Source organism: Gemmatimonas aurantiaca T-27 (assembly GCF_000010305.1).
GTDB classification, from domain to species: Bacteria; Gemmatimonadota; Gemmatimonadetes; order Gemmatimonadales; family Gemmatimonadaceae; genus Gemmatimonas; species Gemmatimonas aurantiaca.
This window is the reverse complement of record NC_012489.1, coordinates 943,923-957,732: the sequence shown is the minus strand read 5'-3', so window position 1 is coordinate 957,732 and position 13,810 is coordinate 943,923. Positions and strand designations below refer to the sequence as shown.

12 protein-coding genes are annotated in these 13,810 nt (G+C 64.7%); 5 read left to right on the top strand and 7 right to left on the bottom strand.

Annotation, left to right across the window (positions count from 1 at the left end):
• Positions 1–73: 73 nt before the first annotated feature.
• On the bottom strand, positions 74–3,244 hold the full coding sequence (locus GAU_RS04075; RefSeq protein ID WP_041265241.1) for an Ig-like domain-containing protein: 3,171 nt from the start codon (positions 3,242–3,244) through the stop codon (positions 74–76).
• A 182-nt stretch (positions 3,245–3,426) separates the two neighbouring features.
• Between GAU_RS04075 and GAU_RS04070 the strand changes: the two genes are divergently transcribed.
• A complete protein-coding gene (locus tag GAU_RS04070) occupies positions 3,427–3,948 on the top strand; it encodes a hypothetical protein (protein ID WP_012682287.1) in 522 nt (173 codons plus the stop codon).
• On the opposite strand, the gene GAU_RS04065 is transcribed toward GAU_RS04070, so the two are convergent.
• The gene (locus GAU_RS04065) at positions 3,926–4,780 is read right to left on the bottom strand and encodes a CoA transferase (protein ID WP_012682286.1); all 855 of its coding nucleotides are present in this window, start codon (positions 4,778–4,780) and stop codon (positions 3,926–3,928) included. The two genes, GAU_RS04070 and GAU_RS04065, sit on opposite strands and share 23 nt — an antisense overlap.
• 128 nt (positions 4,781–4,908) lie before the next feature.
• On the opposite strand from GAU_RS04065, the gene GAU_RS04060 reads away from it, so the two are divergent.
• Positions 4,909–5,142 (top strand): hypothetical protein, encoded by a 234-nt coding sequence (locus tag GAU_RS04060; protein WP_012682285.1) that lies wholly within the window; start codon positions 4,909–4,911, stop codon positions 5,140–5,142.
• Here GAU_RS04060 and GAU_RS04055 read toward each other — a convergent pair whose 3' ends face one another.
• From GAU_RS04055 to GAU_RS04045, 3 genes are all read right to left on the bottom strand, one after another.
• Positions 5,143–7,221, bottom strand: a complete 2,079-nt coding sequence (locus tag GAU_RS04055) for a cation:proton antiporter (protein ID WP_012682284.1) — start codon at positions 7,219–7,221, stop codon at positions 5,143–5,145.
• 129 nt (positions 7,222–7,350) lie between these two features.
• Entirely contained in the window at positions 7,351–7,596 is a 246-nt protein-coding gene (locus GAU_RS04050; protein ID WP_012682283.1) for a hypothetical protein, read from the bottom strand.
• A gap of 82 nt (positions 7,597–7,678) precedes the next feature.
• Entirely contained in the window at positions 7,679–9,013 is a 1,335-nt protein-coding gene (locus GAU_RS04045) for a thymidine phosphorylase (RefSeq protein WP_012682282.1), read from the bottom strand.
• Here GAU_RS04045 and GAU_RS04040 point away from each other — a divergent pair.
• The gene (locus GAU_RS04040) at positions 8,998–9,948 is read left to right on the top strand and encodes a tetratricopeptide repeat protein (RefSeq protein WP_012682281.1); all 951 of its coding nucleotides are present in this window, start codon (positions 8,998–9,000) and stop codon (positions 9,946–9,948) included. The two genes, GAU_RS04045 and GAU_RS04040, sit on opposite strands and share 16 nt — an antisense overlap.
• A 48-nt stretch (positions 9,949–9,996) precedes the next feature.
• Here GAU_RS04040 and GAU_RS04035 read toward each other — a convergent pair whose 3' ends face one another.
• Positions 9,997–10,287, bottom strand: a complete 291-nt coding sequence (locus GAU_RS04035; protein WP_012682280.1) for a YtxH domain-containing protein — start codon at positions 10,285–10,287, stop codon at positions 9,997–9,999.
• A gap of 59 nt (positions 10,288–10,346) precedes the next feature.
• Here GAU_RS04035 and ligA point away from each other — a divergent pair, with 59 nt between their 5' ends.
• Entirely contained in the window at positions 10,347–12,416 is a 2,070-nt protein-coding gene (gene ligA / locus GAU_RS04030) for an NAD-dependent DNA ligase LigA (protein ID WP_012682279.1), read from the top strand.
• Positions 12,417–12,503: 87 nt separating this feature from the next.
• Complete coding sequence (locus tag GAU_RS04025; RefSeq protein WP_012682278.1) at positions 12,504–13,079, top strand: hypothetical protein; 576 nt, start codon at positions 12,504–12,506, stop codon at positions 13,077–13,079.
• Positions 13,080–13,107: 28 nt separating this feature from the next.
• Here the strand turns inward: GAU_RS04025 and GAU_RS04020 are convergent, their stop codons facing one another.
• Entirely contained in the window at positions 13,108–13,647 is a 540-nt protein-coding gene (locus tag GAU_RS04020) for a phosphoribosyltransferase (protein ID WP_012682277.1), read from the bottom strand.
• Positions 13,648–13,810: the final 163 nt, after the last annotated feature.

Genomic DNA, 13,810 nt, shown 5'->3' with positions numbered 1-13,810 from the left:
GGGGGCCGAGACACGAGCGGCCAGACCATTGCTGGCCTGGCCGCCGGAGCAAACCGCCGTCGAGCCAGCCCGACTATTTCACACGTTCGGCCGTGAACCGCGCGGTGATCGTCCAGCGTTTGGTTTCCGGACGTGGCAACACCTCGAGCGAGTGATCAAAATCGCGGCTGATCACGGTGATGGTTCCCGTGGCCGTCGTCGCACCAAACGTCACGTGGATCTGTCGTGTCTCGAAGGGGAACCACAATGTCAGCCCATTTCCTTTGAAGGTGCTGAACTGCCAGTTCCATGTGGTGCTGATCAGACTCCCTCCGGCAATGGTGCCGCTGAGGGTGTAGCTCTCACTCAGATCTGCAGCATCGGCTGCGCGGAAAGGCATGACCGGATTGGCAAACCAGTTGGCGCGCACCTGCGGGAGGCTGCTCGTGTTGAGCGTGGTCCCGAGCTGCGGCATGTCGAGATAACGCACCACATCGTCGGCAGAAAGCAGTGGCTGATCGGTGTCAACGAAGTAGATGCCACGTCGTTTGAGCGTAGCCGCACGGTTCTGCGTGCCAAACGTCGAATCGCGCTCGAGAAACAGAAAGCCACCGCGCTTCACACCATTCTGGATCTCAACCCAGAGTTGTTCCGGCCGCGTGAAGTGGGTGGTGCTGCCAATGGACGGATTATTCAGCCAGGGATTGGGGCCCGATTTGTCCACCTGCACCGTGAATGATGTGAATTTCCATGTGGGCAGGATCTCACTGACGGTGTACTGCTGATCGAGCACCTTGCCGAGCGGCACATCGATGGAGTCGACACCGAAGGTGTAGGCGTGCACGTTGACGGTCACCGGTCCGCGGCCGATGAACGTGCGAGTCAGTGTGGGGACATCGGTGTATTCCTCGACGGCTCCATCCGGCGTGGCCATGAACCACGAGAACCGCTTGTTCCGGAGCGACGACAGGGGATAGTCGGGTGACGACAATACAAACGTCACCGGCGTGTTCCGCGAGAGGATGCCGGCCGCTGGTGTCAGGGTGAGGCGAAGGCCGACCACGCGCACACTGGCAGGCTTGGCGATGAGCACACCGTTGGCGTCCTTCATCAGCACCGAGATCGTGGTCTCACCGGGCTGCTTCGGCGTGAAAGTGAACGACGTGGTGGTTGTGGTGACGTCGGGCGCTCCATCACTGGTCTTCCAGGTGTAGGTGACGCCGGGGGTGGCGAGTGCGCCGGCATTGATGCGCCAGGTTTCCGGTGTTCCCACCAACGCGCTGGTGGTTGGCGCAATCAGTTCAACAGGGCTGTAGACCACCGTGAACCGCTTGGCGTCGAGTTGTGAGGAGCGGGTGGGATCGATGTCGGTATAGGCCTCGAGCTCGGCATAGTACGACTCGACGCCGGGTTCGTTCTCCACGTAGCTCTGCGGCACACCCGCCGTTCCACCACCATCCCAGAGCTTGAGCGGATGTTCGTTGGCCACTCCTCCGCGGGTGGGCGCCTTGCACGATGGGCAGATGTGCCGAAGTGGCAATCGCTCACTGGTGGTCCGCACGGTATCGGTGAGACGCTCCCAGCTTTCCGTCAGCGGATTGAAATACTCGGCGCGATAGTTGGCGGGATACAGACCAGCTCCTGCCTGCTGCTTCTGGAATTCGGCCCATCGCTTGGAGATATCGGCCAGCGGCAGCTCGGCTGAGACGGCGATCGCGTAGGCACGGGTGAACGAGATCTGGGGATCATTGGCTTTTGTCGAGAGGGCCACTGGCATCAGCGTCCCTCCCTGAAAGCGCATCGTGCGGGCCTGCGTGGGGAGGTTGGGATCGACAAATGTCACGGTGGTGATCGCTGTGCCCGGATCGTAGGTGGCCGCCGTGGCAATGACTGCGTGGCCGCCGCTGCCGGAGAGCAGACCAATCAGCACCGGCTGCTTGAGCAGCTTGAGTGTGAGCACGATCCAGCTCGGCGTGAGCTCTTCGAGCTTGGTGCCGCGTTGTGTCGCCTGCGTGATGAGTTTTTCGACCTGATCGCCATGCGCGGAGGCATAGGCGAGGTAGTCGGCCTGCACCGCCGCGGCGTATCGCTGCCCCTGCACGTTGTCGAGCAGATCGGTGAGGGACTTGTCGAAACGGTGGTACAGCGATGGCGCACCATTGCGCTTGAGGAAGTACCAGTAGTGCAGCGCGGTGATGCTCATGCCTTCGCAGCTTCCGCGAGGGGCCGCAAAGTGGCCGCGATTCTCGAACTCCCAGTTGTCCTGTCCAGCGGTGAAACCCGACGTGAAGGTGCCCGCGAGCTGAGCACGTGGTGTCTTGATCCACACCACCTTCACGGCCCCGAAGGCGCGCAACGCCACACCACCGGCCATCAGCGCGCTGCGGGCGGCGCTGACACCTGGATCCACACCAGGCAGCGCCAGCAAGTCCCGTGAGAAGTGCCGCGTGGCGAGTCCCACGGTGCCTGCACTGCGCTCCACGATGGGAATGGGTTCGAGGTAGCCGGTCGCGGCATCGAAATAAAACGGCGCCACGGCGTCATCACCGCCAGCCGATGTCGGCATCGACAACGACATCACGCTGTCCGCGTGTGCGGCGCCATTGTCCACGGTGAGTGTGGGCCCCACCTGGACAAAACCAGCCGGTAGCGTAGGACGTGTCACGGAATCGGCGGTGATGGTCCACGCCGTCGCCGTGGCATACGATTGCGCTGGGATCGTGACCGTGAGGCCATCCAGTGGGTCGCCCGGCTTGCGATAGGTGATGATGCCTCCGCTGGCCGGCACGGTCGTGCGATCAACCAGTGTGCGCACTGCGGGCCCCACAGCAATGCTGTGAAAGCGCACCACCGGCAACGAGGCTACCCGCGCGACGACGACATTGTTGCCCACCGCGCCAAGCGTCCACATGCCGCTGGTGGCAATGCCTTCGGCGGTCGTGGTGGCCGCCGTGCTGCTGAGTGAACCACCGCCGGAATCGATGCTGAATTCCACCGCGACACCTGCGATGGGCGTCCCCGCGTTGTTGCGCACCAGTACCGACAACGGATTGGGCAGACGCGCTCCTGTTTCACCGGACTGGGCATCACCAGCCACGATGGCAACCGATGCCGGGACATTCGTCGCCGGAGGATTGGGTGTGGTCGGCGTGACAGGCACCGTAGGTGTTCCGCCGGACGATGTGTCACCGCCACCGCACGCGTTGAGCACGCAGAGAGAGCAGATGACGGTCAGGCGCAACAGGCGAGCAGTGGATTCGATCATGAGTCGGCGCAGAAGGTGATATCCGACACGCGCAACGCGGCGCCGAATCCCCTCACACCAGAGCCCGCATCTTTTCCCGTTCGCACCGGGAGCCTTCTCACCGGTCGCGACGTAGAATTGGAAGTGGGCGGGCAATCGTGCGGCCGCCCACAGACTTCGGTCCCATTCCCGAGGGTGACCCGATGCTCAACCACCGCATCCATGGCGTACTGACCGCCACGCTCCTGATCGTGAGTGGCATGACGCCCGGCGCGCTCGCAGCGCAATCCTGGTCCGGCACCCTGACTGGGCAGGAAGCGATCCCGGCGAACGAGTCGGCCGGGGCGGCTCACGCCATCATGACGATGGCCGACAGTTCCCTGGCAGTGCAATTCACCTGGCAGGACATGCCGTCGGCGACCATCTGCCTCTGGAACGGGCCGCCGACCACGCAGTCGGCTTTTGCCGATGCGGTCATGTGCTTCGCCGATTGGACGGAACAGCGGCGTGTCACCGACGGCACTCAGCGCATGCACGTCAATCTGAACAAGTTGAGCAGTTACTCGCCATCATTTGTGCGAAAGCACCAGAACTCCCTGCCAGCGGTCCGGGAGGCATTCGCCAAAGTGCTGGCCGGTGGTGATGCCTATATCGGCATGGCGATCCAACAGCTTCCGGCAGGCATTTCCATCGGCACCAGGCTCAAGCCCATGTCGGATTGGTAGCGCGGACGGCCGCGATGGGCAGGTCCCGCGCTTTCGCCCATTCCTCCCATGCCGTGGCGGTGCGCTCAAGAAAGCGCACCGCCATGATCGCCTGGTCGTCTGTGCCCAGCTCATCCCGCAGACGCGCCGCGAAGTGTGGCTCAAGCGCCGCCACGGCCACCTGCCCTTCCCGGCATTCGTACAGCATGTAGCGCGGCAGTCCGCCACCGAGTATGCCGTTGGGTACCGTCAGCCCGTGACGAAGGGTGGCCTGCATCGGCGCAAGACTTTCCACCATGCCGATGTCCATCAGATGGCCTTCGTCCATACGCAGCAAGGCCAGCACGCCCGCGTACGCACGTTCCGACGTCATCACATCGGCAACCAGTGCCAGTGGCATGGCCGCACCGATCAACCCCGCTGCTGCCTGATAGGTGAGATCGTGTCCCGCGTCATCCGGTGCGTCGAGGCTTCCCACAATGCGCAACACACGAAGCGTGGGATACCTCTGCAGCAATGTGCGCGGGTCGAGTCCCAGTCGCGTGAGCGCCGCTGGTCGCTGGCTGGTGATGAACACCTGGGCTGTGGCCAGGTGTTCACGCAGCGCCGCCTGGCCTTCCGATGTCTTGAGATCGAGGCGCTCGATGGTGACGCCGACATGCATTTCCGCGTGCCACGACGGTGAAATCGTCAGCAACGGATCTCCCTCCGGCGGCTCGATCTTGCACACCGATGCGCCATGTTGGGCGAGCCGCTGCACCGCCAGCGGTCCGGGCGCATTCTGTGCGATGGTGACGACACGAACACCTGCCAGAAGTGACGACAGATCAGCAGCACGGCCGGCAGGCGACATCGTTGCGGTCGGGATCAGAGTGAAGTAGTAGTGAAGCTGCTTCGGCGACTACGGCGCGGGCGCATGGGAACGATTGACGCACGCCACCGCCCACATCAAGCACTCCGCGCATTCTCGAGCGTATCTCCATGCCCAATTCCGCAGAACGCGAGAAGACCCACCCCAACGCCACCGCTTTTCCCGCAGGCCTCTCGGGACCGGCATTGCGCGCGCTGTCGACCGCGGGAATCACGTCCATGGCGCAACTCGCGCAACACAGCAAGGCCGACTTGGCCGCCATGCACGGCATGGGTCCCAAAGGCATGCGTATGCTCGAGGAAGAGTTGAAGCGCTCCGGGCAGACGCTGCGTCAGGAACGTTGATCACCCCAACTGCAGCATCAACCGCGCCGCATCGATGGCTTCACTCGATCCGGCCAGCGCCACAACATCGCCAACCAGCAACCGCTCACTGCCAACCGGCAGCATCACTTGCTCATCGCCACGCGTGATGGCGAGGACCACCGCGCCGGTCAGCGAACGCAGTTGCAATTCGCCGAGGGTACGTCCCACCGCCGGGCTCTCTGCCAGCAGCAGCACCGGCACCGGATCACCAAGCCCAGGCAGCATGCGATGTACCATCGTGAGATCGCGCGGGGCTGGTGCGTGCCCACTCTCCTGCGCGTCGGCCTGCTGCGCGACCATCCCCTTCGCCAACGCCGCGATCAGCACTTCTGCGCCAGCTCGCGTGTGTCCGTACAGGTTGGCCGTACTGCGCCAGAACACCACCCCCAACCACCCCACGACCAGCGCGAGTACCACGGCGCCTCGCCCCAGTGGCACGAACGGACCTGTCACGACCACCACGAGCAGACCACTCACCGTCACCAGCGCGAGTTGCAGCGTGGCCATGAGCACCTGACGCGGTGCCTGGGCGTAGTCGAGACGATTGCCGGCCGCGAGTGGCAGCGCGCGATACGCCAGCAACGACGCGAAAGCGGCCGAGACTCGCACAATGCCCACAATCAACGGGGCCGCCACCATCGCCGCGATGCCATACAGCACCACCGTGCTGACGCCCGGCGAGAAGGCCGTCGTGCGCTCCACGTAGCCCGCCAGTGGCCCCTTCGCATAGGCCACGCCGATCACCACACCGGCCAGCAACAGGGCATCCACGGCCAGCAGGATCACCTTGCGGCGAATGAGCGGCGCGAGCCCGGCATCTGCCGATGCGACGCGCAAGCGCTCGATCCAACTGCCGTACAGACCAACAAACGTCTGCAGCGGCCGCGGCAGATTGCGATCGACCATCGACGCAAATGGCCCCGACGCGCGAATGAGTAGCGGTGTCGTGAGAGTGGTGATGGCGGAGACGGCCACGGCCACCGGATAGAGGAACTCCCGCACCACCCCACTGCTCAGTCCCAGCGCCGCGATGATGAAGGCAAACTCACCGATCTGCGTGAGGCTCATGCCGGCCTGCGTCGAGGTACGCACGTCGTTGCCCATGAGGAACGCGCCCGTCGACACCGCGATCAGTTTGCCGGCGATCACCACCACCGACAGCAGCACCACCGCGCCCCAATGCTCGGCCACCAGACGCGGATCGATCATCATGCCCACCGACACGAAGAAGATCGCGCCGAACATGTCGCGCACACCGGCAATGAGATGTTCCACGCGCCGCGCTTCGCCCGACTCCGAAACCAGGGATCCCATGATGAACGCGCCGAGCGCCACGGAATACCCCGCGCCGAGCGCCAGCAGTGCCCCACCAAAGCACAGCCCGAGACTGACGATCAATGTGGTTTCCGGCCGATCGAGTCTCACGATCGCGCGCACCAGACGCGGCACCACCAGCAACCCGATGCCGACAAATCCCACCAGGAAGAGCACCAGCTTGCCGGCCGTGATGCCGACCTCTCCCGCCGATACGCCACCACCGGCGGCCACGGTGGTCAATACTGCGATCAACAGGATGGCAATGAGGTCTTCGCTGATGAGGATGCCGAACACCAACTCGGTGAAACGGCCGCGCACGCCTTGTTCGGCGAACGCCTTCACGATGATGGTCGTGGAGGAAATCGCCACGATCGCGCCGCAGAACACACTCTCCAGCGTACTCCACCCGAGCAATTGGGCAGCGCCATAGCCGAACACCAGCATCACGCTGGTATCCACCAACGCCACCACGCCCGCCGTCGGCCCCACCTGCACCAATTTGCGCAGACTGAACTCGAGTCCCAGGCCGAACATCAGCATGATCACGCCCAACTCGGACAGCGTGGTCACCATCGACAGGTCGGCAAACAACGGCACACCGACGTGCGGCCCCACGATCATGCCCGCGACGAGGTAGCCGAACACCACCGGCTGCCGGATGCGCTGGAACAGATAGGTGGTAAGCGCGCCGACGCAGAGGACGAGCGTCAGGTTCGCCAGAAAGGCGTGCGCATCGTGCATAGGAGCTCAGGCGCGGGAAGACTACGCGGTAACACGGACCACCCAAGATCGTGCCCGCGCACGTCAAAACAAGAATCCCGGTCATCAGCGAGGCTGACGACCGGGATCAGGAAAATCGGAGCGGTTCGCTCAGGGCGTCTGGTACTCGCCCTTGGCTTCGCGGGTGAGCTGCCGCGAGAAGTTGAGCGCCACGGTGATCAGTGCACCGAAGATGATCGTCAGTGCGATGTAGCACAGCATCGTCGTCGTCGGCTCCATACCACCCGTCGCACTGGGCGTGGAGATGTACAGCAGCAGGGCATAGATGCCGAGCAACGGCAGCACCGCAGCAGCGGCGGCCAGGCTCAGAAGACGATTCGTGGACGGAGCAAGCATCGCGTAAAGGCTTGGGGCGCAGAGCACCGGTAAGACGGGCGCGGCGTGAGCCGCTGACCCCCAAAACTAGGCACCCCGACCCTCATTCGTCCACCCAGCGCTCTTCCCCGGCTTCGGTGACCCGGTGGCTGATGAGGGGAAGTGGTGGCTCCGCGTCATCGGCCACGACAATGGCCCGCGCCAGCGTCTCTCGTCCGATGGCAATGCCGGCTGGGTCTCGGGCAAAAATGGTGGCGAGCGGCTCCCCGGCCCGCACTACGTCGCCCGGTCGCGCGGTGATGACAAATCCCACGGCGGGGTCCACGATATCGTCCACCCGCGTGCGCCCGCCGCCCAGCGCCGTGATGCCACGCCCGATGGCCCGGGGCTCGACCTGCGCCACCACACCACCACGAGGCGCCAGATACAGCTCGCACTCCGCAGCCTGCGGAAGCAGCGACGGATCGTCCACCACCGCCGGATTGCCACCCTGAGCTTCGATGATCTGCTGGAATCGCTCGGCAGCCTTGCCGCTGGAAATGGCCACCTCCATGCGTCGCCGTGCTTCGTCCCGGGAACGCGCCGCGCCCCCGAGCAGCAGCATTTCGGCACCCAGCGCATACGTGACGGCCATCAAGTCGGACGGTCCCTCCCCTCGCAGGGCCATGATGGACTCCTCCACCTCGATGGCATTGCCGCAGGCGCGTCCGAGCGGCCGGTCCATGGCCGTCAGCAGCGCCACCACCGGACAACCGTGATCGGCACCGAGCGCAATCATGGTGCGCGCCAGTTCGAGTCCGCGTTCCACTTCGGGGAGAAACGCCCCCGAGCCATGTTTGACGTCGAGGACAAGCCCTGTCAGACCTTCGGCCAATTTCTTGGACATGATACTGGCCGCGATAAGTGGAATGCTTTCCACGGTGCCCGTCGCATCACGCAGGGCATACAGCTTGCGATCAGCCGGCGCGATTTCGCGGGTTTGTCCGATCAGGGCACAGCCGAGGGATTCGATCTGGGTGGTCGCGGCGGCCAGCGAAAGATCCGTGCGGAATCCCGGGATCGATTCCAGTTTGTCGAGGGTACCGCCTGTGTGACCGAGCCCACGCCCGGACATCATGGGCACGGCCACGCCGCACGCCGCTGCCAGCGGGGCGAGGACCAGCGACACCTTGTCGCCCACACCGCCGGTGGAGTGTTTGTCCACCCGGCCGACGCGGAGGTGATCGAGATCAAGCGTTGCGCCACTGGTGAGCATGGCGTCAGTCAACGCGACGATCTCATCGCGATCGAGTCCGACAAAAAAGATGGCCATCGCCAGTGCGGCCATCTGGTAGTCGGGCACATCGCCCGCAGCATAGGCCTTCATGAGGCTGCGCCATTCGGACGGAGCAATCCGTCCGCCATCTCGTTTCCGTTCGATCAGTGTCCGAGCTTCCATACGTGGTGCCAACCTACATCCAATCGACCGTCACCGCACGCACCGGTGCGGGTGTCAGCCCACGCACGTCCGCACGACGGGCAGTGGTATCACGCGCCATTGTGTCACCTGCCTCCGCGCTGCGGCTACTGGTGCCGGCCATGGTGTTGTCGCTCGCCACCACGCCACGTACACTGGTCGCGCAATTGCCCCAGGCCGCGGCGCCCAACGCCCGTGTGACCACATCGGTACACGCGGAAGTGGCCGACCTCATCGCACGCGGCGACAAGGCCAGCGTCGCACGGCACCCCGCACAGGCGTTGGCGCTGTACGAGCAAGCTCTGCAGCGGGATTCACTCTCCTTCGACGCCCTCTGGCGGGCATCCCGTGAGTTGGTGGATCTCGGCGAGTTCGAGCCGGACCGCAAGACACAGGCGGCACGCTACGAGCGCGCCGATCGGTATGCACGTCAGGCACTGGCCATGCATCCGGAACAGGCCGACGTGCACTTCCACATGTCGCGTGCGATCGGACGGACCGCGATGTCGGCGAGTTCGCGCGATCGCGTGAAATACGCGGTCAGTGTGCGGGACCACGCGATGGAGGCGCTGGCGCGCGATCCAAAACACCCGGGCGCGCTGCACATCATGGGCGTGTGGAACGCGGAAGTGATGCGCCTGAACGGTATCGCCCGCGCGTTCGCCAAGACCTTCATGGGAGGCAAGGTGATGGGAACGGCCAGTTGGGCCGAGGCCGCGCGGTACATGGAGGAGTCGGTGGCGCACGATCCGCAACGGCTCATTCACCGTCTCGACCAGGCGCGCATTTATCGCGACATGGGCCGCACCGACGATGCCCGTGCGGCGTATCAGGCCGCGCTCAAGTCGCCGCCCATGGATGCCAATGACGACCGGTACCGCCGCGCCGCCGAGGACGAACTCAAGGCCCTCAAGTAGCAGGGCTGTCTGAGTCGTCCGTCGGGGCGTAGGGTATCGGGCCGCGTGTTACCAGCCGACCGTATCGCGCGCGTCGGCCACCAGCTTGCGCCCCCGCTTGAAGCCGCGCTGCGCGAACCGTCGGGCCTTGCGGTCGGAATCTTCCATCAGGTCGTGGAGGGAATCTTCACCGCGCTCGTAGAGCTTTCGTGCACCGCGCCGAAGCTGCCGACGCGTGGCTTGCCCCGTCGCCGGAGCCAACAACAGGGCCGCACCAGCACCGATGGCGGCACCGATCAGCAGACCCAGTCCAAACGTGCGCGCCACACGACGCGTTTCGTCATCTCTCGAATCATCCATCTCGCGATCCTCCTCAGTTCGATGATGAGTTTCCACTCAGGGAATGGTAGATTCCCGACATGACCGCGTCATCGGGAACTCCACCACACCAGACGGTTGAGCGCGCTCGCGAATTGCGCGAACAGCTCGGCACCGCCCAGCACGAGTACTACGTCCTCGATCGCCCCACACTCTCCGATCAGGAATACGATCGACTGTTCCGGGAGCTGCAGGGCATCGAGGCGGAATACCCCACGTTGTGCACGGAAGATTCACCCACCCGACGAGTCGGTGCCCCCGTACAGTCCGCGTTCAGCCCGCACCGGCATCTGGTGCGTATGCTGTCTCTGGACAATGCGTTCGATCTCAGCGAGCTGGAAGACTTCGAGCAGTCACTCAAGCGCGTCGTTGGTGACGCGATACACACATCGGGGTACACCGTCGAGCTCAAGATCGATGGGGCCGCGGTAGCGCTGACCTATCGCGAGGGCGTGCTGGTCACGGCGGCGACCCGAGGCGATGGTACGGATGGCGAGGACGTCACCGCCAATGTGCGCACCATCCGGGGTGTACCGTTGCGCCTCCATGGCGACAACCATCCGCCGCTGATGGAAGTGCGTGGTGAGGTGTACCTGCCCTTCGCCGGCTTCGAGCGCATGAACGAAGCGCGTGTGGCCGCTGGTGAGCCCGTGTATGTGAATCCGCGCAACGCCGCCGCCGGCTCCATGCGCCAGCTCGATTCGGCGAACACCGCCGCCCGACCGCTGCGTTTTTTCGGATACGCGGCCGTGTTGCCCGATGGCAGCGCACCGGCGCGTTCACAGTGGGAGTTGCTCGAGCAGCTCAGTGCGTGGGGGGTGCCGGTTGCGCCACATCGTCAGCGTTGCCACACCATTCAGGAAGCCGAAGCCTGGGCCACGGTGGTGGAGCACGAGACACGTGCCACGCTGGGGTTCGCGATCGATGGCGGTGTGGTGAAGGTGAACGACATGGCCCTGCAGGACGAGCTGGGCATTCGGGCCGATCGCACCCCCCGCTGGGGCGTGGCGCGGAAGTTTGCGCCGGACATGGCGCTCACAAAATTGCGTCGCATCGATGTGAACGTGGGGCGAACCGGTGTGCTCACACCGTTTGCCGTGCTCGAACCGGTCGATGTTGGCGGGGCGACGGTGACCTTTGCGTCACTGCACAATGCCGATCAGATCGCGGCCAAGGATCTGCGGGAAGGCGACACGGTGCAGGTGGTACGCGCAGGAGATGTCATCCCGTACGTGTTGGGTCCGGTCCCCGAGCAGCGCGATGGTTCGCAGCAGCCCTGGTCGATGCCCACACAGTGTCCGCGCTGCAATACGCCAGTTGAGCGGTATGGCGACGACGTGGCGGTGTACTGCCCCAACGTCGCCTGTCCGGGGAGGCAACTCGAAGGGCTGGTGCATTTTTCCAGCAAGGACGCGCTCGATATCGATGGCCTGAGCTACGCGCGCATTCAGCAACTGCTCGACGCCGGCCTGGTGCACGATGTCGCCGACCTGTTCGACATCACCGTCGATCAGCTCACCAGCCTCGAGCGATTCGCGAAGAAGAGCGCTGAAAATCTGGTGGCAGCGATTGCCGCCGCGAAGCAGCAGCCGCTGTCGCGACTCATGTTTGGTCTTGGCATTCGGCATGTCGGTGCACAGGCCGCGCAACTGTTGTCACGTCAGTACGGTTCGCTGGACGCCCTGATGAACGCCACCGCGGAACAACTCGGGGCCGTGCGCGGCATCGGGTCGATCATCGCCCAGTCGGTGGCCAGCTATTTTGCCGACCCCACGACGCGCGCCCTGATGGAACGGCTTCGCGCGCGCGGCCTGCGCTTCGACGAACCCAATGCCGTGCAGGCCGATGGCGTGCTCACCGGAGCCACGGTCGTGCTCACCGGCACGTTGCCCTCGCTCTCGCGTGGTGAAGCCACGGCCCTCGTGGAGCAGGCCGGGGGGCGGGTGACCAGCAGTGTCTCCAAAAAGACCACCTTTGTCGTGGCCGGCGAAGAAGCCGGCAGCAAGCTCGACAAGGCCAAGGAGCTGGGCGTCACGGTGCTGACGGAAGCCGAGTTGCTGGAGAAACTGTCCGGGGCATCGGCTGATGCATCGGCTGATGCATCGGCCTGACCATACACCCGTGGCCGGTTCCGTCACACCGGCGGTCCTCTCCCCCCGCTTGACGTGACGGGGCCCGTGGGCGAGCGTCACCGGAACATGAGCACCTCGATCTCCGCCCCGTTGCCGGTGGCCTCACGCACCGTGACCGTTCCCGTGGAGTTTTTCACGGGACTCCAGCAGGCCGTGCATCATCCTCAGGGTGATCGTGCAGTTGACGGCGCCGCCGCGTCGATTGACGCGATCCGCGACGCCGGGTATGCGGCCGGCCAGGCGCTTTTTGATCACTTCGCGACCTGGTTGCAGGAGCAGGGTGAAGCCCCTGCCGCTGATCTTGCCGACGAACGGTTTCCCTGGCTGCTGGAAGCATTTCTGCATCAGCAGGGGTGGGGGCGTGCGGAGTTGGTGCCGTTGAGCGAGGCGGTGATGGCCCTCGACGTGTCCGACTGGAGCGAAGCAGGGGAGCTGGAAGGCGGATGCCTGATCACCACCGGGCTGTTCGCCGGCTTTTTCGGGCGACTCGCGGCCGCCCCCATTTCAGTGCTCGAAGTGGCACCTCCCGACATGGCTCCGGGTCGGAGCCGTTTCCTGCTCGGGTCGGTGGATGTGCTGGAGTACGTCTGGGAAGCCATGGAACGCGGCATTCCCTACGAACGGGCCGCCGCCAGCGCCTGAGTTCCGGCGCCCGTCCGCGTGACTGGGGTCAGACCACGGGCTGCGGAAGCAGCCCTTCGTATTTCGGGTTGGGACGCAGGTCGCCGTCAATCAGAATCTCCCGATCCCATGGCAGCACGATCATGGCCTGCGTAGCCAGCGCGTGGTAGTCGGGCGCGTACGCGCCTGTGCGGAAGCTCACGGCCGAGCGCACTTCACGCGCGCCCCCATTGACCACCGCGCCTACGGCGAGGCGCAGTGTCTGCCCGGAATCACAGGTCTCGTCGACCACCAGCACACGACGTCCGCGCACTTCGGCAGGCGCCGCACCAAATACGGCGGGCGTTTCGCGGACCTGATCGGCGCTGTAGCGTCGCGAGATCAGAATGGAATGGAACGGACGGTCGAGGATGGCGGCGACAGCCGCCCCAGGCACCACACCGGCCGTGGCGATCCCCACCACGAGATCGGGCATCCACTCGCGCGCCACGCGCACGGCCAATGCACGGGCCAACTCGCCAAACAGCGGCCAGTCGACGATCAGCACCCCTTTGCTGGGATCGGGGGCGTACGGCTGCGGTTCAGGCATTGGCGGCTCCTCTGAGGATCTTTGGAGTGTAGCCCCCGCACGCACGCGCAACAACGTACCATCACCAACTTGTAGCGATGCTTGCGGGGCGATAGCTTGGCACGTGTTCGGTGAGGATTGCCACCGTGCGGTCATCGCCTCCTTCTTTCCTCCGAAACCCTGC